Annotated in this window: 20 protein-coding genes, 3 tRNA genes and 1 pseudogene; 19 read left to right on the top strand and 5 right to left on the bottom strand. The window is 45.6% G+C overall.

Annotated features, from left to right (window positions below; translation table 11 throughout):
* Positions 1–21: 21 nt before the first annotated feature.
* The gene (locus ACZ5EJ_RS09840; RefSeq protein ID WP_074455893.1) at positions 22–1,197 is read right to left on the bottom strand and encodes an acetate/propionate family kinase; all 1,176 of its coding nucleotides are present in this window, start codon (positions 1,195–1,197) and stop codon (positions 22–24) included.
* Positions 1,198–1,596: 399 nt separating this feature from the next.
* Here ACZ5EJ_RS09840 and ACZ5EJ_RS09835 point away from each other — a divergent pair, with 399 nt between their 5' ends.
* The 3 genes from ACZ5EJ_RS09835 (at position 1,597) to ACZ5EJ_RS09825 (ending at position 3,914) form a co-directional block, all read left to right on the top strand.
* Positions 1,597–2,265 carry a peptidoglycan-binding domain-containing protein gene (locus tag ACZ5EJ_RS09835; protein WP_256201560.1) on the top strand — a complete coding sequence of 223 codons (669 nt, stop codon included), beginning with the start codon at positions 1,597–1,599 and terminating at the stop codon, positions 2,263–2,265.
* Positions 2,266–2,516: 251 nt separating this feature from the next.
* Positions 2,517–3,764 (top strand): aspartate kinase, encoded by a 1,248-nt coding sequence (locus tag ACZ5EJ_RS09830; RefSeq protein ID WP_074455892.1) that lies wholly within the window; start codon positions 2,517–2,519, stop codon positions 3,762–3,764.
* A gap of 57 nt (positions 3,765–3,821) precedes the next feature.
* Positions 3,822–3,914: transfer RNA gene (locus tag ACZ5EJ_RS09825), tRNA-Ser, on the top strand.
* A gap of 107 nt (positions 3,915–4,021) precedes the next feature.
* Here ACZ5EJ_RS09825 and ACZ5EJ_RS09820 read toward each other — a convergent pair.
* Positions 4,022–4,995 (bottom strand): annotated as a pseudogene (locus ACZ5EJ_RS09820) (IS481 family transposase).
* 384 nt (positions 4,996–5,379) lie between these two features.
* Here ACZ5EJ_RS09820 and phoB point away from each other — a divergent pair.
* The 9 genes from phoB to ACZ5EJ_RS09775 all read left to right on the top strand — a co-directional run bounded on the left by phoB (position 5,380) and on the right by ACZ5EJ_RS09775 (position 14,143).
* A complete protein-coding gene (gene phoB / locus ACZ5EJ_RS09815) occupies positions 5,380–6,102 on the top strand; it encodes a phosphate regulon transcriptional regulator PhoB (RefSeq protein WP_074456504.1) in 723 nt (240 codons plus the stop codon).
* A gap of 286 nt (positions 6,103–6,388) precedes the next feature.
* Positions 6,389–6,802, top strand: coding sequence for a nucleoside diphosphate kinase regulator (gene rnk / locus ACZ5EJ_RS09810; protein WP_011635101.1), 414 nt, complete (start codon positions 6,389–6,391; stop codon positions 6,800–6,802).
* Positions 6,803–6,852: 50 nt separating this feature from the next.
* On the top strand, positions 6,853–8,352 hold the full coding sequence (gene glpK / locus ACZ5EJ_RS09805; RefSeq protein ID WP_074456505.1) for a glycerol kinase GlpK: 1,500 nt from the start codon (positions 6,853–6,855) through the stop codon (positions 8,350–8,352).
* Positions 8,353–8,482: 130 nt separating this feature from the next.
* Positions 8,483–9,055 (top strand): CDP-diacylglycerol--glycerol-3-phosphate 3-phosphatidyltransferase, encoded by a 573-nt coding sequence (gene pgsA, locus ACZ5EJ_RS09800; protein ID WP_011635099.1) that lies wholly within the window; start codon positions 8,483–8,485, stop codon positions 9,053–9,055.
* A gap of 535 nt (positions 9,056–9,590) precedes the next feature.
* The gene (locus ACZ5EJ_RS09795) at positions 9,591–10,406 is read left to right on the top strand and encodes a methane monooxygenase/ammonia monooxygenase subunit C (protein ID WP_011635098.1); all 816 of its coding nucleotides are present in this window, start codon (positions 9,591–9,593) and stop codon (positions 10,404–10,406) included.
* Positions 10,407–10,579: 173 nt separating this feature from the next.
* Entirely contained in the window at positions 10,580–11,410 is an 831-nt protein-coding gene (locus ACZ5EJ_RS09790; protein WP_011635097.1) for a methane monooxygenase/ammonia monooxygenase subunit A, read from the top strand.
* 1 nt (position 11,411) lies between these two features.
* Positions 11,412–12,677 carry a methane monooxygenase/ammonia monooxygenase subunit B gene (locus ACZ5EJ_RS09785; RefSeq protein ID WP_074456502.1) on the top strand — a complete coding sequence of 422 codons (1,266 nt, stop codon included), beginning with the start codon at positions 11,412–11,414 and terminating at the stop codon, positions 12,675–12,677.
* 165 nt (positions 12,678–12,842) lie between these two features.
* Positions 12,843–13,484 (top strand): hypothetical protein, encoded by a 642-nt coding sequence (locus tag ACZ5EJ_RS09780; protein ID WP_107818444.1) that lies wholly within the window; start codon positions 12,843–12,845, stop codon positions 13,482–13,484.
* A gap of 71 nt (positions 13,485–13,555) precedes the next feature.
* Positions 13,556–14,143, top strand: a complete 588-nt coding sequence (locus ACZ5EJ_RS09775; protein WP_074456501.1) for a hypothetical protein — start codon at positions 13,556–13,558, stop codon at positions 14,141–14,143.
* A 606-nt stretch (positions 14,144–14,749) separates the two neighbouring features.
* Here ACZ5EJ_RS09775 and ACZ5EJ_RS09770 read toward each other — a convergent pair.
* The 3 genes from ACZ5EJ_RS09770 to ACZ5EJ_RS09760 form a co-directional block, all read right to left on the bottom strand.
* A complete protein-coding gene (locus tag ACZ5EJ_RS09770; protein WP_011635093.1) occupies positions 14,750–15,034 on the bottom strand; it encodes a ComEA family DNA-binding protein in 285 nt (94 codons plus the stop codon).
* A 663-nt stretch (positions 15,035–15,697) separates the two neighbouring features.
* A tRNA-Phe gene (locus ACZ5EJ_RS09765) sits at positions 15,698–15,773 on the bottom strand.
* A gap of 68 nt (positions 15,774–15,841) precedes the next feature.
* Positions 15,842–15,918 (bottom strand) — tRNA-Arg (locus ACZ5EJ_RS09760).
* 494 nt (positions 15,919–16,412) lie between these two features.
* On the opposite strand from ACZ5EJ_RS09760, the gene prsT reads away from it, so the two are divergent.
* The 7 genes from prsT (at position 16,413) to argF (ending at position 25,508) form a co-directional block, all read left to right on the top strand.
* Positions 16,413–19,205 (top strand): XrtA/PEP-CTERM system TPR-repeat protein PrsT, encoded by a 2,793-nt coding sequence (gene prsT, locus ACZ5EJ_RS09755; RefSeq protein ID WP_074455714.1) that lies wholly within the window; start codon positions 16,413–16,415, stop codon positions 19,203–19,205.
* A 131-nt stretch (positions 19,206–19,336) separates the two neighbouring features.
* On the top strand, positions 19,337–20,215 hold the full coding sequence (cysM, locus tag ACZ5EJ_RS09750; RefSeq protein WP_074455713.1) for a cysteine synthase CysM: 879 nt from the start codon (positions 19,337–19,339) through the stop codon (positions 20,213–20,215).
* Between the two features lie 5 nt (positions 20,216–20,220).
* On the top strand, positions 20,221–22,296 hold the full coding sequence (locus tag ACZ5EJ_RS09745; protein ID WP_074455712.1) for a hypothetical protein: 2,076 nt from the start codon (positions 20,221–20,223) through the stop codon (positions 22,294–22,296).
* Positions 22,297–22,542 carry a hypothetical protein gene (locus tag ACZ5EJ_RS09740; RefSeq protein WP_011635089.1) on the top strand — a complete coding sequence of 82 codons (246 nt, stop codon included), beginning with the start codon at positions 22,297–22,299 and terminating at the stop codon, positions 22,540–22,542.
* Positions 22,543–22,567: 25 nt separating this feature from the next.
* The gene (locus ACZ5EJ_RS09735; protein WP_011635088.1) at positions 22,568–22,993 is read left to right on the top strand and encodes a YdbL family probable chaperone protein; all 426 of its coding nucleotides are present in this window, start codon (positions 22,568–22,570) and stop codon (positions 22,991–22,993) included.
* Between the two features lie 234 nt (positions 22,994–23,227).
* Positions 23,228–24,409 carry an aspartate aminotransferase family protein gene (locus tag ACZ5EJ_RS09730; protein WP_011635087.1) on the top strand — a complete coding sequence of 394 codons (1,182 nt, stop codon included), beginning with the start codon at positions 23,228–23,230 and terminating at the stop codon, positions 24,407–24,409.
* Between the two features lie 175 nt (positions 24,410–24,584).
* Positions 24,585–25,508 carry an ornithine carbamoyltransferase gene (argF, locus tag ACZ5EJ_RS09725; RefSeq protein WP_011635086.1) on the top strand — a complete coding sequence of 308 codons (924 nt, stop codon included), beginning with the start codon at positions 24,585–24,587 and terminating at the stop codon, positions 25,506–25,508.
* Positions 25,509–25,527: the final 19 nt, after the last annotated feature.

Genomic DNA, 25,527 nt, shown 5'->3' with positions numbered 1-25,527 from the left:
GTTATCTGGAATCGCCCCAAGTTACGCCATGATGAGTCGTAATGTATGGTGAGCGATGATGCTCTCTTCATCGGTTGGCAAAACGAGGACCGGGATATGGCTTTCAGCAGTGCTGATACGAATGGCATTGGCTTGATTGGCAGACTCGTCAAGCTTGATCGACAGCCATTTGAGGCGAGCACAGATCCCTGCTCGGATCTGTGGTGCATGTTCGCCGATGCCAGCAGTGAAAATCAAACCATCGATACCTTCCAGTACGGCTATCATTGCACCCAGTTGGCGGCATACCTGCCAGATGAACAGGTCAACGGCATGTTTGGCGCGGGGGGCATTGCTGGCTAATAACGTACGCATATCGGCGCTGATGCCGGAAACACCTAGTAAGCCAGCGTGACGATACAATAAGTCTGTCAGCATGTCGTGATTCATTTGTTGCTCCCGCATCAGATAGAGCAATACTGCCGGATCGAGGTTGCCGCAACGTGTACCCATCGGCAAACCTTCTAATGGTGTGAATCCCATCGTAGTGGCGATACTTTTGCCCTGCCGCAAAGCGCACAGGCTGGCACCATTGCCAAGATGCGCTACTACGATGCGTCCTGCTGCACGATCGCCTAGATGATCGTGCAGAATATGGGCAATATACTCGTAGGAAAGGCCATGAAAACCATAACGCTGGATTCCCTGATCTGTTAAATGGCTAGGTAGTGCATAAATCCGTTCTTCATCAGGCATGGTACGATGAAAACTGGTGTCGAAACAAGCAACCTGTGGCAAATCTGGCTTGAGTCGTTTTAATGTTTCAATTCCCGCCAGGCTGTCAAGCTGATGCAGAGGCGCCAGTGGAACCAGTTGGAACAGTTGGGTGATGACTTGCTCATTGATGATGACTGGCTGGTCAAATAATATACCGCCGTGAACGACGCGATGGCCTACTACCGTTGGTCGTTGTTTATCTGTTTGTGTCTCCAGCCATTGTAAAATCACTTCTATCGCACTTTCATGATGGGGAACGTGAAGGTGCTGCTGCCAGAGTAATTCTCCTCGGGAATCCCTGACTTGAAACTGGGATGAAGTATTGCTGCCGATCTCGATTTTTCCCCGGCAGATTATCGATATACTTTCGTATGTTGTTCGATAGAGTGCGTATTTGATACTGGATGAACCGGCATTGAGGACAAGAATGGTTTCGTTCATGGTAATTTCCTAAAAATATTTGCCGGGACCGATTTGGCACGGTGTATGCGCTAACTTGTGAATTATTGAAATCCAGAGTGATGTGGGTGAAACACACGAATAAATGACTGATGCATAGGGCTATATAGCGTAATCTGATCAACCTGAAATTCGAGCATTTATAATTTATATGCAGGCTGTCTATTGTTTTATGGCCTGTTGACTGTAATTCGGTGTTTCCTCGGCTGGCACCAGATTACATATTGCTGTCAATTCTGTGTGATTTTATTTTTTAACCTGATACATTATTAACCTTGTCAAACAGGTTTCGTATAATCACGTAGAGTAAAATAACCACGTTGCGGAAGAATGTGTATCAGGAGTGTGTTTACTTGATCTGGGGATGATTCAATTAGGGAGATGGAGTTTTCGGGCTTGGTTTTAGTACCGAGAGTATCTAAAAAATGCATCGATTTTTTACGGGGAAATTCAGAAATGAAAAGAATAAATTCTGATCGTTTTGCAAAGAGTGTTTTGGTTCTGTTTCTTGTTGGAGTTATTTCCGGTTGCGGTGACCAACCTGAAGAAACCGCCAAGCAAAATCAGCCAGAGATAACTTCGAAAGCTGCTCAGAGTAATGAGAGTGCAGTTGAACCGGGACTATCTGAAGCTGGAGAAGCAGCAGAAGCGACAGAAGAATCATTGGAATCCATACTGGCAAGAGCAGATGAAATTATTCAACGAACCGGATCGGCAGTCAATGCTGAGGGTGATGATGTAAAACACGAATTGGAAGAAACTGCTGGGAATTTTGCTGAAAAAGCTGATTCTGTTCTGGCAGAGACTCCAAAAGTAAATGAGGCAATAAAAGAAACTGTCAATGATGGGTTGGAAGTTGTCAAAGCTACACCGGATCTGATTCGTAAAATTCAGAAGGCGTTGAAGGATGCGGGTCTAAATCCCGGGGCGGCAGATGGCATGATGGGCCCTCGTACTCAAAATGCATTGGTGGATTTCCAGAAACAGCATGGTTTGGCCGAAGGAAAAATAACCAAAGAAACGTTGCGGGAACTGGGAATTACTTTCTAATTTTCTGCGGCAAATAGCGGTTTTGCCCGGGAATAATAAATCTATTCCGGCTATGGAATCTGACTGGGTGTGATGTAATGTGTGTGAGTCAGTCGGCAAAACCGTTTTTTGCAGAATAATGATGACGCTACGGTAAGGCTTTGATGCAGAGAAGCCTGGTATTTTTGTTCAGAATCCTGAAATAGAATTCTTCCGAAGAACTGTGTAGAATTTCCGACCGTTTAATTATTTATTTCTGAGAGATATCTTTCGTGGCGTTCCTTGTTCAAAAGTATGGCGGCACTTCGGTAGGCAGCGTTGAGCGCATTAAGCAGGTTGCGCGCCGAGTGGCTGAATTCCAGGCGCAGGGACACAAACTGGTGATTGTTGTGTCTGCCATGAGTGGGGAGACAAATCGCCTTATCTCTTTGGCAAAGGAAATTCAAACCAATCCAAATCCTCGTGAACTGGATGTTGTTCTGGCAACGGGTGAGCAGGTTACGATCGGGTTGCTGGCAATGGCTTTGCGTGAACTGGGTATCAAGGCAAAAAGTTATACCGGTCCCCAGGTCAGTATCACAACTGATAGTGCTCATACCAAGGCGCGTATCTTGAAGATTGATGAAGATCATATTCGTGCTGATTTGACTGCTGGCAATGTGATTATCGTTGCCGGATTCCAGGGTAGGGACGAAGCGGGTGATATCACTACACTCGGGCGAGGTGGCTCAGATACGACTGCAGTGGCACTTGCTGCAGCACTCAAAGCTGATGAATGCCAAATCTATACGGACGTCAATGGTATTTACACAACAGATCCACGAGTAGTGCCGGAAGCTCGAAAACTGAATACTATTACCTTTGAAGAAATGCTTGAGATGGCCAGTTTGGGCTCCAAGGTGCTGCAGATACGTTCGGTAGAATTTGCCGGGAAATACAAGGTCAAGCTAAGGGTTCTTTCCAGTTTTGAAGAGGGTGAAGGTACGCTGATCACGTTTGAGGAAGATAACAAGATGGAACAGCCTATAATCTCAGGAATTGCATTTAATCGTGACGAATCGAAGATCACGGTTGTTGGTGTGCCAGATCATCCGGGTATTGCTTATCAGATACTGGGTCCGGTTGCAGATGCCAATATCGACGTGGATATGATCATTCAAAATATAGGACGTGACGGTACCACTGATTTTTCATTCACGGTTAACCGCAATGAATACACCCGGACAATGGATATCCTGAAAGAACAGGTGTTGCCGCATATTGGTGCTCGTGATGTGATTGGTGGAGAAAAGATAGCCAAGATTTCGGTGATTGGTGTAGGGATGCGTTCTTATGCTGGCATAGCCAGTAAAATGTTTCGTGTTCTGGCTGAGGAAGGGATTAATATTCGAATGATCGCAACTTCAGAAATCAAGATTTCTGTCGTAGTAGATGAGAAATATATGGAGTTGGCTGTCCGGGTTTTGCATAAGGCCTTTGATCTGGATCAGGCGAACAACATTGATGTGAAATCATGTTAATATTGTTAGCTCTTTAAATTGTAAGCCGTCTAAGAAGCTGCAAGAAATATCATTTACGGAGAGATGGCCGAGAGGTCGAAGGCGCTCCCCTGCTAAGGGAGTATAGGCTCAAAAAGCTTATCGAGGGTTCGAATCCCTCTCTCTCCGCCAATTGCTAGTATACAACCGTATACGACAATGTAGAAAACCAGCATGTTTAAAATATTGCGGGTTTTTTATTGTCTGCAACGATAGATGGCAGTTGCTTGGCATAGATGCTAATTGTCGCATCCCGGATGATTGTATGGTTTTTTATGAAAGAGATGGGGATGAGTTTTATGCCATTCATTCATGGCCTGCATTGGAGCTTTACTCTTGAGGGCAGACAGTGGTAGTTGCGGGTTTACAGACTGACATAACGTATCAGGGTCTGTTCCAGATCTTCAGCGCTATTGAAGCGATATATTTTGAGTACGTCAGTAATATGTCTGTTGAAACGTTCGACCATCCTATTGGTTTGCGCAGTGTGTGGCCGGGTCAGGCGATGTTCGATACCGAGTTCCTGGCACAGCTGGTCAAACTGATGATTGCCACTGGGATTACGTTCACGGCTGGCAAACAGTCTGTCAGTAAATTCCTTGCCGTTGTCTGTCAGCATACGAGTAATCCTGATCGGACAGGCATTGTGCAGCGCCTTCAGAAATGCTCCGGCACTGGGCGCTGGCTGCGGTTTTGTTGGGTTTGGTGGCCACATACACCCAACGGGTGGCCCTTTCTATTGCTATCAACAGGTAGCGCCTGCGGTGTTCATCTTGCATTTGTGGCAGGTATTTGATGTCGATATGGATATAACCGGGTTGATAATGCTTGAAAGCCTTGTGTGCGGGTTGCGCTTCTTTGGGTTTGAGCACACATTAAGATTACCCACACCATGGCGTTGCAAGCATCTGCCCAGCCCGGAGCGAGAGACGTCAGGGCATAAAAATTCACGGGTGATGGCCAGCAGATCATCCAAAGGCAGCAGCAGTGAGCGACGCAGATAAATCACAATGGCTTCTTGTGCTGGTGTAAGCGTAGTCTGCAGCCGGTGTGGCGTATGTGACCGATCGGTAAAAACATCGCGATGCTTCCATTTGCAGATCGTCTGTTCGGTGACGTCATAGCGTTGCGCCAGCACCGCAGCAGAGTCAACGCTTGCGGCAATTTCAGCCCGTATCGCTGGTGTAGTACGAGCATTCTTATGTAAAGCTATATCATTTCATGGCTCTCCCGGATGGCCTGAAGGATTCTATCAGCTCTCTCATGACAGCTCGCGCCATGAACAGCGGATAACGAGTTTTATCTATACAATCATCCGGGACTGAACAAGTATGTACAAATTATTAATCCAAAAACTGTTTATTTATGCGGCATTACAAATCAATATAACTCCCTCTCTCCCAGAGTTTCACAAGCAGTTTCCTCCAGGATGGCTCTGATAATCTCCTCGCATCCTGAAAATATTATATGACCATGCGCCAGGCGTATCCCGCATGGCTATATTGTCAACAAAACAAGTTTTCAGGAAGTCATTGCTATGTCATCATTGCCTTGCATAATTCGTGCTGTTAGCCATATCCCCTCAGTGAGATGAAAGATGTCTGCAACGGTTTTGGTGGTAGAAGATGAGCCAGCAATTCAGGAGTTGATTGCCTATAATCTGCGCAATGCGAACTATATTGTTGTATGTGTAAATAGTGCCGAACAAGCGGTAGTAAAGATTAATGAGATATTGCCGGACCTGATATTACTGGACTGGATGCTCCTGGGTAAAAGTGGCATCGAATTTGCGCGATCACTGCGACGAGATCCGCGTACCAGGTCGATTCCTGTCATTATGCTGACTGCCCGGGTAGAGGAAGGTGACAAAGTGTCCGGGCTGGAAGCAGGAGCGGACGATTACATTACCAAGCCATTTTCACCACGCGAGCTGATCGCCCGGATAAAGGCAGTTTTGCGCAGGAGTCTGCCTGAAGCTTCTGATGAAATTCTCGATGCTGAGGGAGTGAGGTTGAACCCGATGACGCATCGGGTAACAGTCATCGATCAGGAAGATGGATTTCGAGAAAAGGAATTACTGGTCAGTCCCACCGAATTTCGATTGCTGCATTTTCTGATGGCTCATGCTGAGCGTGTGCATACTCGTGCTCAATTATTGGATCGGGTATGGGGTGATCATGTTTTTGTCGAAGATCGGACAGTTGACGTTCACATACGCCGGTTGCGCAAGGTGCTGGAGGTTGCTGGAAAAGCCGATTTGATCCAGACAGTAAGAGGGGCCGGGTATCGTTTTTCCACGCGAAATGAAGATACTTTCTGAAATTGGGATGCACTGGCCAATGAGATATCGGTAAGCTATACTGCCCTGACAAGCGCCATAGGTGGATGAGCCATATTAATGGCAATTGCAGGGCGCTTTTTGTCTTTTCAAGCACGAATACTTGATGCTGCTGTTTCTTCATAATAAGGTGTGGCTGTAACCAGTTGCTCCTGCCAATCAGTTATTCCCATTGACAGTGCTGTTCCGGAAGAGTTGTTTTTTTTCAGGCAGTGAGGCTGTTTTCCGCAGTGATTCACGTGAACGACCAAATTAGAGGAATGTAAAAATGAGTGTGAAACCAAAAATAATGATTTCTTCGCTTGATGCGGAGAGATTAGAAATGTTGCTGGATTCTCTTCCCCAGAGTGTATTTCCAGGAAGAGATGATCTGGAAGCCGAGCTTGCGCGCGCTGACGTGGTGGACCCAGAGGAAATTCCGCCCACTGTGGTCACAATGAACTCAACTGTCAGATTTAGGGTTGAGTCTTCGGCCGAGGAGTTTTGTCTGACGCTGGTCTATCCAAAGGATGTCGATACCAGTGGCGAGAAGATCTCGATCCTTGCACCAGTAGGAAGTGCCCTGCTGGGACTTTCACAGGGAGATGAAATTGAATGGCCAAAACCAGGCGGAGGGGTATTGCGTGTGCGTATTGTAGAAGTAACCTATCAGCCTGAGCGTTCCGGTGAATATTATCGGTAAGTGAACATGCTGTTTTCTGGAATTCTTTTGTTCTTTGTATAAAACCAGTTATGAATAACCAGCCAGTGATTCTGGCAATCGATCAGGGAACAACCAGCACTCGTGCCATTCTATTTTCGGCAACATTGGAAATTCTCGCGGTGCAACAGAAAGAGCTGAAGCTACATTATCCACACAAGGGGTGGGTCGAACAGAATCCAGAAGCTATCTGGCAGGATACGCTCGAAGTTTGTCATGCGGTACTGGAACACAATGTCAGTATGGTAGGGTCGGTTGCTGCTATCGGCATTACTAATCAGCGTGAAACAACTATTTTGTGGGATCGTAAAACCGGTAAGCCTGTTTATCCTGCCATTGTCTGGCAGGATCGTCGCACCGATATTGGTTGTGAGCAATTAAGAGCTCAAGGGTATGAGCCAATGGTAACAGCCCGGACTGGCTTGTTGTTTGATCCTTATTTTTCTGCAACTAAAATTGCCTGGATACTGGATAACGTCGAAGGAGTGCGTTCTCGGGCAATGCGTGGCGAGCTGGCATTTGGAACAGTGGATTGTTATTTGCTCTGGCACCTGACCGGCGGGAAGGTGCATGCTACGGATGTGACGAATGCTGCGCGGACACTGTTATTTAATATCGTTGAGCAAAAATGGGATGCAGATTTGCTGACATTGTTCAATATCCCGGAAACGATTCTGCCGGAAGTTCGCGATAACGCAGCCAGGTTTGGGATGACTGATCGGATCTTGTTCGGACGGGGAATTCCCATCGGTGGTATGGCAGGGGATCAGCATGCGGCACTGATCGGGCAAAGATGCTTCCGGCCAGGTATGGTCAAGTCTACCTACGGTACAGGTTGTTTTGCTCTCATGAATATCGGCTCGGATTTTAAGCCTTCGCAGCATCGTTTACTGACCACGCCAGCGTATCGTCTGAACGGTAAGATGGTTTATGCTATCGAGGGGTCTATTTTTATTGCCGGAGCAGCGATTCAATGGTTGCGAGACGAGCTGGAGTTTTTTCAGGAGGTTGCGGCGAGCGATGCATTGGCGCTCAGTGTGCCAGACAGCAATGAAGTGTATTTTGTGCCTGCCTTTACTGGTCTCGGTGCGCCATATTGGCGGCCGGATGTACGAGGCATGATCAGCGGATTATCGCGTGATACAACGCGGGTGCATATTGTACGTGCCGCACTGGAAGCGCAAGGCTACCAAACCCGGGATCTAATGGCGGCGATAGAAGAGGATGGCGGTCATCATGCCGAGATTATCCGTGTAGATGGAGGGCTGGTAGCAAACAAATTCATGTGTCAGTTTCTTGCTGATATATTGAACAAGCCGGTGGAAGTGCCAAAAATAACGGAAGCAACAGCACTGGGTGCAGCGATCCTGGCCGGTCTGACGGTGGATTTGTTTGCTGATCTGGAAGTAACTGGATGTTATTGGCAGCGGGATAAAATCTATACTCCTACGATAACAGAAACCGAAAGAGAACGATTGTATGCAGGCTGGAAAGCTGCAGTTCAATCGCTTCTGCACGCCTCCAGAAATTAGCTTGTTGAGCTCATTAAAGTGAAGCCCGGTGTAAGTCGTGATTACTCTGGGTAGAGAGAACGTCTGTAGTAAATTATAAATATCTGCCTACTAATGTGATGGGCTGAAACAGATTGGAGTGCTTTTGGTTATGCTGATGAATCTTCCCAATTCTTTGACGTGGCTGCGCATAATGGCTATTCCTCTGTTTGTTGGTATTTTTTACCTGCCATCAGAATGGTTGTCTCCAGCCGCGCAAAACTTGGTTGCAGCTATTGTATTTGGGGGGGCCGCATTGACTGATTGGCTGGATGGCTACTTGGCCCGAGCACTCAATCAAACTTCCGCATTTGGTGCTTTTCTTGATCCGGTGGCTGACAAGTTGATGGTAGCTGCTGCGCTGATTGTTTTGGTACATTTGGATCGGCTTGATGTATCGATCGCATTGATTATCATTGGCCGCGAAATTACTATTTCTGCTCTGCGTGAATGGATGGCGCAAATTGGCAAATCTAAAAGTGTGGCGGTTTCCTTTTTGGGCAAGATCAAGACAGCTGCGCAAATGGTGGCAATTCCTCTATTGCTTTACCATGATAGGGTTCATGATTCATTCGATTCACAAATGATTGGCACCTGGTTGATTTATATTGCCGCCATTTTGACATTGTGGTCCATGGTCTACTATTTGAGAGCTGCTATTCCACACGCTACTCATCGTCATTGAAGAAATTTTCATCAATAATAAGGTATCCCGCCATGTAAACGGGGGTAGTTGATTAAGATTTCAGAAAAAATAAAACAAAAGAGAATCTGCTTGCCGCCAATTTGGCGCCTATAAGCTTCTAGTACGAGCTTACCTACCTGTTTTTACAGAAAAAATAAAACCAAACGAGCTGGAAATCCTGTTGCATACAAACCTATATCCATAAAGTTTTCATGGTTTATTTTATTTTGAGGGATGATCTGGTTTTTGTGAGGGGGTGCTGTGAAGATTATTGCAATCAATTGATTTTGTGTTAACTAACTAAACCTTGTGGTTGTGTGAATAAAAATGCTTGACTAAAAGAGCCAAGGTGACTAGTCTTTCGGATGTATCTGGTGTGGGTATAGAAGCCTTCCCGGAACAAAATGAGAAATACTGAGGCAAAAATCAAGCAAATACCGTGATTCAAATGTGGTTATTTGCGATGGACAGTAATGAAAAATTCTAATTTTCATTACTGGTTTTAACAAAATGTGGTGTAAAGGAGGATAAAGAGATGGCAACTACGTTAGGAACGAGCAGTGCCTCATCAGTCTCATCAAGAGGCTATGACATGTCACTGTGGTATGACTCCAAATTTTATAAATTTGGTTTAATAACCATGTTGTTGGTGGCGATATTCTGGGTATGGTATCAACGTTACTTTGCCTATTCACACGGAATGGATTCAATGGAACCAGAGTTTGACCGTGTATGGATGGGCCTGTGGCGTGTGCACATGGCCATTATGCCGCTGTTTGCACTGGTAACCTGGGGCTGGATCTGGAAAACACGTGATACAGAAGAGCAATTGAATAACCTGGATCCGAAACTGGAAATCAAACGCTACTTCTACTACATGATGTGGCTGGGTGTATACATTTTTGGTGTTTACTGGGGTGGTAGCTTCTTTACGGAGCAAGATGCCTCCTGGCACCAGGTGATTATTCGTGACACCAGCTTTACACCAAGTCACGTAGTCGTGTTTTATGGATCATTTCCGATGTACATCGTCTGCGGAGTTGCAACCTATCTGTATGCAATGACCCGTCTGCCGCTGTTTCATCGTGGAATTTCTTTCCCGCTGGTGATGGCGATTGCAGGTCCTCTGATGATTCTGCCAAACGTTGGTCTGAATGAATGGGGTCATGCTTTCTGGTTCATGGAAGAGCTGTTCAGCGCACCGCTGCATTGGGGTTTTGTAGTGCTCGGTTGGGCTGGATTATTCCAGGGTGGAGTTGCTGCCCAAATCATTACCCGTTATTCCAACCTGACTGACGTGGTCTGGAATAATCAAAGCAAAGAAATTCTGAATAACCGGGTTGTAGCTTAGTCCGGAATACCCCTTGAAATCTGGGAAACTACATTTCAAGGGGTATATGGAAAAAGAAATGACTGGCTGACGTTAAGCAATTAACGTTTAGCCGGCCGGTAATCGGAATGCGGTACCTTAAAGAAAAAGAGGAATCGTGATGTTAATTTTAAATTATAAGAGGGGAGGATAGGGTGAGTATATTTAGAACAGAAGAGATCCTGAAAGCGGCCAAGATGCCGCCGGAAGCGGTCCATATGTCACGCCTGATTGATGCGGTTTATTTTCCGATTCTGGTTGTTCTGTTGGTAGGTACCTACCATATGCACTTCATGTTGTTGGCAGGTGACTGGGATTTCTGGATGGACTGGAAAGATCGTCAATGGTGGCCTGTAGTAACACCTATTGTAGGCATTACCTATTGCTCGGCAATTATGTATTACCTGTGGGTCAACTACCGTCAACCATTTGGTGCGACTCTGTGCGTAGTGTGTTTGCTGATAGGTGAGTGGCTGACACGTTACTGGGGTTTCTACTGGTGGTCACACTATCCACTCAATTTTGTAACCCCAGGTATCATGCTCCCGGGTGCATTGATGTTGGATTTCACAATGTATCTGACACGTAACTGGTTGGTGACTGCATTGGTTGGGGGTGGATTCTTTGGCCTGATGTTTTACCCAGGTAACTGGCCAATCTTTGGCCCGACCCATCTGCCAATCGTTGTAGAAGGAACACTGTTGTCGATGGCTGACTACATGGGTCACCTGTATGTTCGTACGGGTACACCTGAGTATGTTCGTCATATTGAACAAGGTTCATTACGTACCTTTGGTGGTCACACCACAGTTATTGCGGCATTCTTCGCTGCGTTTGTATCCATGCTGATGTTTGCAGTCTGGTGGTATCTTGGAAAAGTTTACTGCACAGCCTTCTTCTACGTTAAAGGTAAAAGAGGACGTATTGTACAGCGCAATGATGTTACGGCATTTGGTGAAGAAGGGTTTCCAGAGGGGATCAAATAAAATGGGTATCAAGAACCTTTATAAACGTGGAATGATGGGACTTTGTGGCGTTGCTGTTTATGCAATGGCGGCACTGACCATGACAGTGACACTAGATGTCTCAACAGTAGCAGCCCATGGAGAACGATCCCAGGAACCGTTTCTTCGGATGCGTACAGTACAGTGGTACGATGTTAAATGGGGTCCGGAAGTAACCAAAGTCAATGAGAATGCCCAAATTACCGGCAAATTTCACTTGGCTGAAGACTGGCCGCGTGCGGCAGCAAGACCGGATTTCGCATTCTTTAACGTAGGTAGCCCAAGTTCGGTATACGTTCGTTTGAGTACGAAGATTAATGGCCACCCATGGTTTATTTCAGGTCCGCTGCAAATTGGTCGTGACTATGCGTTCGAAGTTCAGCTGAGAGCACGTATTCCAGGACGCCATCACATGCACGCCATGTTAAACGTTAAAGATGCAGGTCCAATTGCAGGACCGGGTGCATGGATGAACGTTACCGGAAGCTGGGATGATTTTACTAATCCACTCAAGCTGCTGACAGGCGAAACAATTGACTCGGAAACATTCAACCTGTCAAACGGTATTTTCTGGCATATTCTCTGGATGTCAATTGGTATATTCTGGATTGGTATCTTTGTAGCGCGTCCGATGTTCCTGCCACGTAGCCGGGTATTGCTCGCTTATGGTGATGATCTGTTGCTGGATCCGATGGATAAGAAAATCACCTGGGTACTTGCAATCCTGACCTTGGCGATAGTATGGGGTGGATACCGCTATACAGAAACCAAGCATCCATACACAGTACCTATCCAGGCTGGTCAATCCAAAGTTGCACCATTACCGGTAGCACCAAATCCGGTAGCAATCAAAATTACAGATGCTAACTATGACGTACCGGGACGTGCACTGCGTGTATCGATGGAAGTAACCAACAACGGTGATACACCAGTCACATTTGGTGAATTTACCACAGCAGGTATTCGTTTCGTTAACAGTACCGGCCGCAAGTACCTGGATCCACAGTATCCTCGTGAACTGGTTGCAGTAGGCTTGAATTTTGATGATGATGGTGCAATTCAGCCAGGCGAGACCAAGCAATTGAGGATGGAAGCCAAAGATGCTCTGTGGGAAATCCAACGTCTGATGGCGTTGCTGGGTGACCCGGAAAGCCGTTTTGGCGGACTGTTAATGTCTTGGGATTCAGAAGGTAATCGCCATATCAACAGTATTGCTGGTCCGGTGATTCCAGTCTTTACCAAGCTCTAATAGACAGTACTGAGGTACTGCGTATTAGTTAATAAGAACCGGTACATCGCCTGTCGCAAGGCAGAGGTGTACCGGTTTTTTATTGTGATTCTGATTTTGAGACAAAGCATCAGACAGCCTGTCAAATTCGGTATCTTGAGTACTGAATTGAAAGGAATTATAAAAATGGGAAGAGAGCATCTGTTGGAAAAGCAGAAAAGTGGTTTTTTATCAAGACAGGAGCAAGGAGTCATTATGTTGAAGCAATCGGTACAACTGGCTTTTATGACTTGTGTTCTTGCCATCTTGTGTTACACGAATACAGCCTTGGGGCATGGTCGTGTATCACTGGAGGAAGATACCTGCGTGCGCCAGATAGGTGAAAATATGGTGCACCTGAACACCTATCAACCTCAATTTGATCGGGGCGGGCATTATTGCACGGAGATTCCAATGGCTGGAGATACCTATTTGGTTGTGGATCTGATAGACCTGGGTTTGCGCGATATGCCGGTGGGTATGAAAGTATTCAGAGGTGAAGAAAAAGAAGGAGATATGATCATCCAGGTCAATGCAGCTCATCACCCCGATGGAGTCATTAATGGAATAGGCAGACTGGATAAAGGGTTATATTCAGTAATAGTAACGGCAGAAGGAGTCCCTCCGCTAAATTATTATTACCAGCTGCGAGTTGAAATGGTTGATTATGGCAAGCTTGCACGCACCTGGGCAGGCCCGGCAATTGCGCTCCTGTTCCTGAGTTGGCTGCTGTATAAGCTGATACAATCCGGCCGCTTAAAAAGCTGGTTTAAATCTGAAGACGATTAAATTCAGGCAGTCTCATAGAGAGTGCCGACATGATTTGCGACAAAAATATAAAAGACAGGGAGGATAGATAGATGACAAAAGGATGGACAATAACCGGCATTAAATGGCTGGTTGGAATGTTACTGGGCATGACCTGCTGGATGCAAGCTTATGCTCATGGCGGACTGTCTATGGCGGAGGATATGTGTAAACTCACGGTTGGGCCTTATACCATGCACTTTACGGGCTACCAGCCTGAAAGCTCGCAAGAGCAGGAATTCTGTGAGGATATACCCAATACTGGTCGTACAGTGGTAGCACTGGATTATATTGATGAAGCGCTGAGACCGTTAACAACAGAAGTACGTATTATTCGTGATACAGGTGCAGAGCCGGGGGAAGAAGGAAATCTTGACGAGATTACCGTCATGCATATCCCTCCAAAAGTGTACTCGAATGGATCAGTCACGTTTGAACATACATTTCCCACAGAAGGAAATTTTGTAGGACTGGTAACAGTTAGGGACAATGGAATAGAGCATGTATCACGCTTCCCTTTCGCTGTGGGCACAGGAGGCAAATTTAAGATGAATATGTATTTCTGGCCCTTGTTGATCATTGTCATAGGCGGTGGATACTTCTTCTTCTCTTCAAAAAATCAAAAAGAAAAAAATACATAGAAAATACTGATTAATTAGTTTGCTGTGGCTGATTTGTGTTTGTATCTAGGGATCTGGATATGAACATGAATCGGCAAATATTGAATAGTAATAACGGTTCTGGATAGTAAGTTATCATTCTGGATACTGTGGATAAAAATGTGTAGTTGAAAGTCACATGGCTATTGATGTGATGTTGTTATGATGCAGATTGGTTATACCCATGTCGTAATCTCTCCCAAAAACCAGGTGGAGCCGGTATTATTTAGATAATTCTATTTGCCTACTAGAGAGCCGTCTCTATCCAGGATCAAATAATTTTGTTTCTACGCGAAGTGGGAGTCGATCTTAAGAAGCCTTTCATCGATGATACTTTTATGTGGTGCTGGCGTGACTTCAAGCAGTAGATGAGAAAATTCCATAGTGTTGTAGTAAAATTGTCTGAAAAATCATTTAAGCTGGATTTAAGTGCGTATTTCACTTTTTAAAGGTATCTGTGTAAATTAAACCGGCACAGAAATTATTGACTGTATGGATTTATCGGGCAGCTTATATCATACTGCGCTGACTACCCGATAAATCTTAACCATCAGGTTAAAACATAATGTCTAAGACACTATTTTTAAATTAATGCGCCTCAGCTTCATTTGAAGCAGTTTCCTCTTGAACACTCACCTGATCACCTAATTGTCTGAGCGTCCCGACACCTATACCCTTCACATTGGTTAGATCTCCTACTGACTTGAACATACCGTGTTTTTCTCGATATTCAATTATCGCTTTTGCTTTGGCCGGCCCCAAACCTTTTACCGACTCAAGATCAATTTGACTTGCTGTATTGATGTCTACTCCAGCTAATACGGATAAATTTAACCCGAAAAATATTACAAGAATCAAAAAAATTTTTTTCATCTTCTGAGTCTCCATATGAAAATTAACAAAATAAAATCTTTTGGTTATTTGACTTATGTTTTTTGGACAGGTTGTGATTCTCCTGCCAAGAAATCAATATCGACACTATCCTTGCTAACTTTAACTGGGTGCATCAGAGACACATGGCTCAGTCAAAGTAATTGTTAATAACCAATACTTATGTAGATTTTGTATGATTTGTTGAAACAAACTGGTATTTGCAGGGTTATAGCTAATGAGAGATTGTTTTCTGCAAATATCATGAGGTGCTTGTGGGATGGGATTGTTTGAGCGTCGATCAGATGAGTGTCAGAGGCTCGAAGTATCTGTTGGTGCGTCTGTCAGGCTGGCTTTGTCTGCGTCAAATATTGATACGTTGCATCTTCAAGCGATGGGTGAAGTGAAGTTGTGGTAGCTGATATGGGACTGGTAAATATAATCTATTAGAGATTGACCTCATTGTGAATCAATGGGTTACTCTAATAGGATGATGCTATTGGAAATCTGCCTAAATGCGTAGGATTTACTCCTAATGGAGTATTGGGGATGCGACGAAAGATCCTGGGAAATCTCAGGAAATATGGAGGTTAGTAAGAATCGTGTGGAGATCTGTTAAATGTAGAAAACGAGAGGGTCAATTGAAGAATGGGTTGACCAAAATGATGGTGGCCAAGGGCGGAATCGAACCACCGACACAAGGATTTTCAGTCCTCTGCTCTACCGACTGAGCTACTTGGCCTCAAAAAAATCAAAACAGCATATAAAGCTGACTATATCTTATCGCGCCGATAAATAATATTAATTTACTGGCGCGCCCGGCAGGATTCGAACCCACGACCCCTTGGTTCGTAGCCAAGTACTCTATCCAACTGAGCTACGGGCGCATTTTTACGATAAATATCTCTTTTTGTTTCGTAACCTCTACGAATAGTGGTATCCGGATACGCTCGAAGAGCTGTGCATAATGTTATATTTAGACCCTGTTGTCAAGAATCTGATGTGGGGTGATGTCATCGTATCCGGTACTGGCTGTGCTTTTTATATCAGTAAAGCAGGGATGGATCGAATAAATTAATTAATAGATTTGGCTGATTTGAGGGTCGAGTCTGTCGGATTATGGTGCGTGGGCGGATTCAGATTGCGTATTCCTGTTGACCGAGGTGTCTGGTATCTCGGTAATTCATTGGTACATCGATCATTACAGTGTTAAAACATGCAATCCCAATTGATTTCACAAATTTGCCTATAAGTTGACTGTGTTATAACTATTACCATCCCGTTAAATGATATTTGGATATAAAAACTGCTATTCTGAATTTTGTTTCAGTCGGTGTTTTGTGAATTTATGTATTTAACTTAATTACCAAAAGAGGTAAATATGAGCTGTTCTGGTATAGCGATCACCCAGATGAAATCGACAACAATTCTTGCTCCTATGATGGCCGTTATTCTGGTGCTTTCTGCCTGTGGGAAGCCTATGGATGCGCAAGCTCTGGTAGCCGAAGCTAAACAGTATCAGCAACAGGGCAATGACAAGGCAGCTATTATTCAGTTGAAGAATGCCCTGCAACAAAATCCAAATGACCCTGAAGTCCGTTATTTGCTGGGAACGCTCTATAACAAGGAAGGGAATATTCAGTCGGCAGAAAAAGAATTGAATAAGGCACTTGATCTCGGCATGGATCCAGTCAAGGTGTTGCCCGGATTGAGCCAGGCATGGCTGGGAATGGGGAAATTTCAACAGGTACTGGATGAAACTGAGAAATTATCCGAAGAAGGGAATTTTGCTGAATTACTTACCCTGCGTGGCAATGCGTCATTAGCGCTAGGTAAAATCGAAGAAGCCAAAGCATTGTTTGAGCAGGCTTTGCGGGATAAACCAGGATTCGCAGGTGCGCTGATGGGTATGGCCAGGTGTTCGCTTGCCCGGAACGATATTGAATCTGCTATGAATTTTTCCGAAGAAGCAGTGAAACTTAATCCAGAAAACAGCGATACAGTATTGTTCAGAGGAGATTTGTTGCGTGCGCAGAACAAGATTGATGAAGCGCTGGCCGATTATGACAAAGCTATAAAACTGAACCCGGAATCATTAGCGGCGTATATTAACCGGGCAACCATATTAATCAGTACCAAAAAATTTAAAGCTGCCCAAGCAGATCTGGATGCCGTTCGCAAGATTGCTCCCGGTAGCCTGCCTGCTGCATACACACAGGCATTACTCGATTTTAGCCAGGGTAAACATGTGGTTGCTCTTGAAACTTTGCAACAGGTGTTGAGTTCAGCACCAGATCATCTTCCCAGTGTATTACTTGCGGGGGCCACTCAGTTTGCATTGGGGTCGCTTCCACAAGCAGAGCAGTATGTTGATCAATACTTGAAGAAGATTCCGAATAATCTTTATGCCATTAAGCTTATGGCGTCGATTCAGTTGAAGAATAACCAGGCAAAACAGGCGGTTACTACCTTGACCCCGGCGCTGAAGGTAGTACAACAGGATCCACAATTGTTTGCACTGGCAGGTGAGGCCTATATGCGGGCGCGGGATTTTACGAAAGCCACGGAGTATTTTGAGAAGGCTGGTGAATTATCTCCGGATAACGTTGCATTATATACCGCAATGGCTATGAGCAAAATGGGACAGGGGGAAAATGAAAGTGCCATTGCTGATCTGGAACACGCTACCCAACTGGATGATAAATCCGGCCGGGCAGGTATTATGCTTGTTTTGACTCATCTGCAGCAGCGTGAATTTGATAAAGCGCTGAAAGTTGTCAAATCGCAGCTTGCCGAGCAACCTGACAATCCGCTGCTACATAATCTGGAAGGTGGAGTCTATCTGGGTAAAAAAGACCTGATCAAGGCGCGTGCAAGCTTCAATCAGGCGCTTTCCATACAGCCAGACTATTTTCCCGCCATTTCCAACCTGGCGAGAATTGATTTACAGGAAAAACATCCCGAAGCTGCACAGCAGCGTTTTGAAGAAGTACTGAAGCAGGATAAGAAAAACGTACAGGCAATGAATGCGCTAGCAGGTATCGCGCTCTCACAAGGAAATAAAGAAAAAGCAACTGAATGGCTGGAAAAAGCCAGTCAGGAAAATCCGGATGAGCTGCCGCCAGCTTTGCAGCTGGGAGCGCATTATCTGGCCATCAATGAACCTGGGAAATCGCTTGCGCTGGCCAAGAAACTGCAAGGCATTCATCCGGATAATTTGAGCGCCATAGAGCTGTTGGCTCGTGCTTATCTGGCTACTGGGGATAAGGATGCTGCACTGGAAAATTTCCAGAAACTGGCTGCCAGATTACCAGATTCTGCCCCTGCCCAGCTTCAACTAGCGCAGATCTATGCCTCTATGCAGAATACCAGGGCAACGGCTGATTCATTGAAAAAGGCGTTGGCTATTAAGCCGGATTTCTGGGAAGCTAAACTAATGCAGGCTCAACTGGCGGTTGGAGACGGTCGTGTGGATGATGCACTCAGTATCGCGCGGGATATACAAAAACAACATGAAAAGCTGCCGGTTGGATTTGAGCTGGAGGGTGATTTACAAATGCGGCAGAAAAATGCAGTTGCCGCTGCCACGGCTTATGAAGAGGCGCTGACTAAACAGAAAACCGGTCAATTATTGATCAAATTGCATACAGCTCTGAGTCAAAGCGGGAAAGAAAAGCAGGCTGATCAACGTGTCACGCAATGGCTGAAGGAAAATCCGGCTGATGATGGCGTTCGTATGTATCTTGCAGGTGTTTACCTTGCCAGCAAAAAATATGATCCTGCTATCAGGGAATACAAAACCATCCTGAAGCAACATCCTGATCATGCTGCCACACTGAATAATCTAGCCTGGATATACCAGCAGAAAAAAGATTTTGCCACCGCGCTCGATTATGCCGAGAAGGCATACAAGCAGGCCCCGGATAGTCCAGCGATCCTGGATACACTTGGATGGATTCTGGTTGAGCAAGGGGATGCCAAACGAGGGGTTTCCTTGCTGCAACAGGCTGTTGCAGCTGTTCCGGAAGCTGCTGAAATCCACTATCATTACGCAGTCGGACTATATAAATCTGGCAATACGGTTGAAGCGCGCCAGGAGCTTGAGAAACTACTGAGTAGCGATAAACCTTTTTCTCAGAAAGATGAGGCGAAGAAATTGTTTGAAAGCCTGTGACGAAACAGTGCTAGCATGCTATTTTTTTCAGGCTAATCCTTGACTGAACCCCTTGTGAATTCCTTTCACAAGGGGTTTTTTGTATGTGTATGAGATAATCCTGATTTATTTGTGGCAGCACATATCTGGTCATGTATAAAACTATCGAACATTTCATCGGACATACCCCCTTGGTCCAGCTTAAACGTATCCCGGGGAAAACCAGCAATATTATTTTGGCAAAACTGGAAGGTAATAATCCGGCGGGGTCAGTCAAAGATCGGCCAGCCTACTCCATGATCATACGAGCTCAGCAGCGTGGAGATATTCAGCCGGGAGATACGTTGATTGAGGCAACTAGCGGCAATACCGGGATTGCATTGGCTATGTCGGCAGCAATACTAGGCTATCACATGATTCTGGTCATGCCGGAAAATCAGAGTCTGGAGCGTCGTCAAGTGATGGCTGCGTACGGTGCCAAAATTATTCTGACAGAAAATATGGAGGAAGCACGGGATGTCGCCGGACAATTGTGCGAGGCTGGCAAGGGTTTTATTCTTGATCAGTTTTCCAATCCCGATAATCCGTTGGCACATTACGAAGGTACTGCTCCCGAGATCTGGCAGGATACTACGGGCAAGATTACTCATTTTGTAAGCAGTATGGGAACGACTGGCACAATCATGGGGTGTGCCCGCTACTTCCGAGAAAAAGAGCGGAAGGTGGAAATTGTAGGTGTACAGCCGCAAGAAGGTGCCCAGATTCCCGGAATCCGTAAATGGCCGGAAGCTTATTTGCCTAAAATTTATCAGTCGGAACTTGTTGATCGTATTTTGCTGGTATCCCAGCAAGAGGCCGAGATCATGGCGCGTCGATTGGCATCTGAAGAGGGAGTATTCGCTGGCATTTCTTCCGGGGGGGCACTGGCAGCAGTGCTGAAACTTTCTGCTCAAGTAAGAAACGCGGTGATTGTTTTTATTGTGTGTGACCGTGGGGATCGTTACCTGTCAACCGGAGTTTTTCCTTCCTGAAGAGCATGGAGCCGAGGTATCTCTGGTTTCGTCGTGTCAGTTTTCCGATTTGTATCTGCGAGCTTGCTACACGCCTCTGGCTATTTTTTCTACTTTACGCAGGTTGTTATTCTCCGGCTAATGCTGCGGTCCCTTATTTTAATTTTGTACTGGAGAATATCCGGCATCCTGCCTTTAATATTCACTCAGCCAGCATCAAGCTGACTGGCATCTTATCGCCCGTTCTTGAAATCAGTGTGGGTGAGTTGCTCGCAGGAAATTGGAGATGGCATGATCTTCGTTTGAGATGTAATCAGATCCGTATTAATCGCGAATTAATTGGCTGTGAAATGGGGACATTGGAGCTTGGCAAGCTATCTTCATCGATAACTTTCCAGCTTTCCTTGCAACATAAACAGCTTGTACTTGAAGTTCATCCATTCCCGAAAAAAAATTCGGGAGAGAAATGGCAGCTGATGATCGACTGGCAGGCAGAAAAGTGGCGAAGTGTGTTGAAGATAGTAAATGGAGAGGGGAAATTTTTGGCCGATCTGTTGCCTCAAGAAGAAGATTCACTACAGATACATCAGGCAAAACTTAATGGAAGTATCTACCTGAATGGAAGTAAGACTTCAATGTCAGCGTTATCCACACAGCTGAGCATCAATAAATTATCTTTCAGTGATTCGAGCGGGTTGCACGTGGGTGAACGGATCAATCTGTTGCTTGACCTGGATGTGCGAAGAAAACAGGATGTTTGGCAATGGCGAGGCAAGATCACCTGGCCGGAAGGAGAGGTCTTTTGGCAGCCATTTTATTTTTCTGGAGAAGGGCACCAATTAACCGCCAAAGGGATAATAAAAGGTGATCATATTAACCTATCACAAGGTGAACTCAGTTTGACGGGTATAGGTAAAGCAGATTTTTCTGCTATTGCCAGCATTCCGGATCAAGCATTACAGCAGGCTAGATTGTCGGCCGAGAGCCTGGAGTTATCCACTTTGTTTGGTAGTATTATTCGACCCCTGGCTGAGGAGACGGCACTGGCAGAAACAGAGGCTGCCGGCAAGGTAAATATTGCCTGGCATTACCAGGATAATGCAAACCAGTCACTAATCATTGATTTGCAGAATGTATCATTAACCGATGCTCGCGAGCGGTTTGCAGTTGAAGGATTGGACGCCTATGTACCATGGAATCGAAACGAGGCGCTGGATGGATTAATCCGGTTCAGTAATGCCCAGATCTTGAGGATTCCGCTGGGTACAACACATATTCCAATCGAGACAAACGGGATGCAGCTCAATATTCCTCGTGCAGAGGTGCCGATACTGGATGGAAGACTGCTGATAGAAAATTTCATAGCTTCTTTGCAGACGTCCGGCTGGCAATGGCAGTTAAACGGGCGGCTTTTTCCGATCTCTATGGAAAAACTGACTGAATTCCTGCAGATTCAACCAATGTTTGGAACGCTGTCGGGTACTATGCCGAAAATGAGCTATACCAATTCAACTATAACAATGGAAGGCGAGCTTGTTTCAGGGATATTCGACGGTGTCGCGGTAGCCAGGAATTTGGTGCTGACCAAGCCACTTAGTTTGACCCCTCATCTGGCAGCGGATGTGGCCATGTATCACATCGATCTTGATTTGTTGACCCGTGCCTATTCGTTTGGAAATATACAGGGACGGGTTGATGTTGAGGTGAACGATCTTGAGCTGGTTAACTGGGAACCGGTAAGATTTGATGCAAAACTTACCAGTAGCGCGGGGGATTACAAACGTCGGATCAGTCAGGCAGCGATCAAGAATATTATTGCATTAGGTGGCGAATCTGCAGTGACAGCTATCCAGAAAAGTTTTCTCAGTATGTTTGAACAATTTCGCTATACTGAAATTGGCTGGGGTTGTAAGTTACGTGGACATATTTGTTATATGAGCGGGATTGAGTCGGCTTCTCGTGATGACAAGGGATATGTGCTGGTCAAGGGCAGTGGAATACCTGCAATTACCATTACCGGCTATAATTCAGAGGTGGACTGGCCTGAACTGCTCAAGCGTCTGGAGCGCGCCATTGAAAGTGGCAACCCGGTGATTCACTAAATGATAATGACAAATCGTAATTCCAACCTGATTTTGCTGATGGCCGCTGGCTTTGTGGTAGCAGCTTGCGTAACTATCAATATTTACTTTCCGGCAGCAGCCGCGGAGAAAGTGGCCGACAAAATTATCGATGAGGTTTGGCAAGCTGATGATGAGGCTGACGGCAGGGAACAACCCAGAGAAAAATCGGGTAATGATACTCGCAACAATAAAATTGACAATAAACCCGACAAGACCAGGCCATGAAAGATCTTCTGAGGATGTGAATCTTGTGCATAGACAGTTAATTCGGTATATAACACTGATATCACTGGGTTTCTTTCTGTGTATCAGCTTTGCGAGTGCGGTGGATTTTAAAGCCAGTTCACCAGCAGTTACCCAGTTAAAACAAAATATAAAACAGCGTCACGGTCAATTGATACCATTTTATGATAGTGGTGCAGTAGGTTTGACCCGTGACGGTCTGATCGTGTTGCGTGATGCCAGTGTTGTACCTTTATCAGGACGGCAATCGGTTAATACGCTTGTGACAGCCGAGAACCAAGATCGTAATGCACTTTATCGGGAAATAGCACTGGCTAACAATCATCCGGAATGGGAAAGCAATATTCGTTCAACATTTGCCCAACGATGGATAAAGTGGGCCAAACCAGGCTGGTGGTATCAGCAAGAGAACGGCTCCTGGCAAAAAAAGTGATCTGACGAGGTATAGATGGCTGACTTCGGCCAGAATATCTAACAGAAAAACTGCTTGAAATGACTTGATAGATAAGTGAATATTGTTTCGCTAAAGTGTAAAGGAACTTCTGAATAAGTCTATGTTGTTTTTGCGTATAAATTTATTCAGAGGTTCTGAATGAGGGAACCTGTTCCCAGGAGTGGTGGCACCAGCCACCATGTTGTTTCAGAACAAAAATAGGGTGTATTTTCTGTGTCTCATTTAATGAATACTTATGCACGGCTTCCCGTTACCTTTGTCAGGGGAGAAGGCGTTTGGCTGTGGGATGATCAAGGTAATCGCTACCTTGATGCGCTATCAGGAATTGCGGTCTGCGGGGCTGGACATTGCCATCCGGTACTGACGAAAGCGTTGTGTGAACAGGCTGCTACGTTAATACACACCTCTAATCTCTACCACATTCAGAATCAGGAGCGTTTGGCAGACAGATTGACCAGTCTGTCAGGCCTGGAGAAGGCTTTTTTCTGTAATTCCGGAGCAGAGTCGAATGAGGCAGCCATTAAACTGGCGCGGCTTTATGGCCATAACCAGGGAATAGATCTGCCAACGATTATTGTTATGGAACGCTCATTTCATGGCCGGACCATGGCAACACTTACTGCCACGGGCAATCGCAAGACTCAAGCGGGTTTTGAGCCGCTACTCACGGGTTTCGTGCGTGTGCCCTATGATGATCTGGAAGCAGTCAACCAGGTTGCAGCGAACAACAAGGAAATTGTGGCGGTGCTACTGGAAACCTATCAGGGCGAAGGTGGAGTTAATTTCCCACAAGCAAATTATCTGCAAGGGTTGCGCAAGATCTGCGACCAGAACGGTTGGTTGCTGATGCTTGATGAGGTACAGTGTGGCCTTGGACGGACGGGCAAGTGGTTTGCTTTTCAGCATAGTGATATCGTACCGGATGTCATGACACTGGCAAAAGGATTGGGATCCGGCCTGCCGATCGGCGCCTGCCTGGCAGGCGGGAAAGCAGCAGAAGTATTCAAGCCTGGTAATCACGCATCTACTTTCGGTGGCAATCCACTTGCATGTAGAGCTGCCTTGACCACTCTTGACATCATTGAGCAGGAAGGATTGATGGCTAATGCTGTGACTATCGGTAATTTCATGCGAGAGGAATTCAAGCAGAGATTACATGCCTGGCAAAACGTGCTGAAAATTCGCGGGCAGGGGATGATGATCGGGGTTGAGCTGCCGATACCCTGTGGTGAACTTGTGCCTGAAGCATTGAAACGCCATTTGCTGATCAATGTAACATCTGAAAAAGTAGTACGATTACTGCCGGCATTGAATATGCAAAAGGCAGAGGCAGAACAGGTGGTACATGAGGTATCCGCTCTTATTTCCTGGTTTCTTGAGAATCGAGAGAAATAATGATAAGGGTGTGAGCCGACGGTTGTCGCCAGAGTGCACTCGAAAGATTTTTTCTCGCTACATGGTTATCCCGCCTTTTTTATTTTTCCGGATTCAAGTGATTTCTGTTTCATCTACCTGATAGAGAGCCAGAAATATAAAAATCTCCGGATGTTTTTGTTGGTAGAAATCATTTATGCAGATCAGGCATTTTTTACAGTTCAAGGATTTTGACCGGTTGGAATTCGAATACCTGTTCGACCGGACGCGCTGGATCAAGAATGAATTCAAGCAATATCGCCGCTACTGGCCGCTGACTGACCGTACGTTGGCCATGATTTTTGAAAAACACTCCACGCGCACGCGCCTTTCATTTGAAGCAGGCATGCATCAGTTGGGTGGCAGTGCTATCTATCTCTCAACACGTGATACCCAATTGGGCCGTGGCGAACCGGTGGAGGATGCAGCCAGAGTTATTTCAAGAATGGTTGATATCATTACCATTCGTACTCACGAGCATCAGATTATTGAACGTTTTGCCGAGAATTCACGGGTGCCGGTGATCAATGGCCTGACGGACGAATATCATCCTTGCCAGATTCTGGCAGATATCTTTACCTTCATAGAACATCGCGGAAGTATCACAGGCAAAACCATAACCTGGATTGGAGATTCCAATAACGTGTGCAATACCTGGCTGCAAGCTGCCGAAATTTTTGACTTCAATGTACATGTTTCTACACCACCGGGTTATGAAGTGGAGCCCGAGCGGGCGGGTTTGTATGGCACAGATCACTATGAACAGTTTGTCTCGCCGCACGATGCAGTGAAAGATGCTGATCTGGTCACAACGGATGTGTGGACCAGCATGGGTTTCGAAGATGAGTTGGATACACGTAAAAATGATTTTGCAGATTTTTGTGTGGATGCTGAGATGATGGCCTGTGCAAAAAAAGAAGCCTTGTTCATGCATTGTCTGCCAGCACACCGAGGCGAAGAGGTGGATGCGGAAGTCATTGATGGCCCCCAATCGGTGGTATGGGATGAAGCAGAGAACCGGCTACACACACAAAAAGCGTTGATGGAGTACTTGCTGCTGGGCAGGATTAGTGTCAGGTAATCTTTTAATTACCTGTAAA

This window comes from Nitrosomonas sp. TNE100, from assembly GCF_055387135.1.
Note: the sequence above shows the minus strand (reverse complement) of the source record. Positions and strands in the feature narration are given on the sequence as shown.

Bases quoted from the DNA above. Each gene is read 5' to 3' on its own strand.
- ACZ5EJ_RS09840 (WP_074455893.1), bottom strand. From the start codon at position 1,197: ATGAACGAAACCATTCTTGTCCTCAATGCCGGTTCATCCAGTATCAAA.
- ACZ5EJ_RS09835 (WP_256201560.1), top strand. From the start codon at position 1,597: ATGGAGTTTTCGGGCTTGGTTTTAGTACCGAGAGTATCTAAAAAATGC.
- phoB (WP_074456504.1), top strand. From the start codon at position 5,380: ATGTCTGCAACGGTTTTGGTGGTAGAAGATGAGCCAGCAATTCAGGAG.
- rnk (WP_011635101.1), top strand. From the start codon at position 6,389: ATGAGTGTGAAACCAAAAATAATGATTTCTTCGCTTGATGCGGAGAGA.
- glpK (WP_074456505.1), top strand. From the start codon at position 6,853: ATGAATAACCAGCCAGTGATTCTGGCAATCGATCAGGGAACAACCAGC.
- pgsA (WP_011635099.1), top strand. From the start codon at position 8,483: ATGCTGATGAATCTTCCCAATTCTTTGACGTGGCTGCGCATAATGGCT.
- ACZ5EJ_RS09795 (WP_011635098.1), top strand. From the start codon at position 9,591: ATGGCAACTACGTTAGGAACGAGCAGTGCCTCATCAGTCTCATCAAGA.
- ACZ5EJ_RS09785 (WP_074456502.1), top strand. From the start codon at position 11,412: ATGGGTATCAAGAACCTTTATAAACGTGGAATGATGGGACTTTGTGGC.
- ACZ5EJ_RS09780 (WP_107818444.1), top strand. From the start codon at position 12,843: ATGGGAAGAGAGCATCTGTTGGAAAAGCAGAAAAGTGGTTTTTTATCA.
- ACZ5EJ_RS09775 (WP_074456501.1), top strand. From the start codon at position 13,556: ATGACAAAAGGATGGACAATAACCGGCATTAAATGGCTGGTTGGAATG.
- ACZ5EJ_RS09770 (WP_011635093.1), bottom strand. From the start codon at position 15,034: ATGAAAAAAATTTTTTTGATTCTTGTAATATTTTTCGGGTTAAATTTA.
- prsT (WP_074455714.1), top strand. From the start codon at position 16,413: ATGAGCTGTTCTGGTATAGCGATCACCCAGATGAAATCGACAACAATT.
- cysM (WP_074455713.1), top strand. From the start codon at position 19,337: ATGTATAAAACTATCGAACATTTCATCGGACATACCCCCTTGGTCCAG.
- ACZ5EJ_RS09745 (WP_074455712.1), top strand. From the start codon at position 20,221: ATGGAGCCGAGGTATCTCTGGTTTCGTCGTGTCAGTTTTCCGATTTGT.
- ACZ5EJ_RS09740 (WP_011635089.1), top strand. From the start codon at position 22,297: ATGATAATGACAAATCGTAATTCCAACCTGATTTTGCTGATGGCCGCT.
- argF (WP_011635086.1), top strand. From the start codon at position 24,585: ATGCAGATCAGGCATTTTTTACAGTTCAAGGATTTTGACCGGTTGGAA.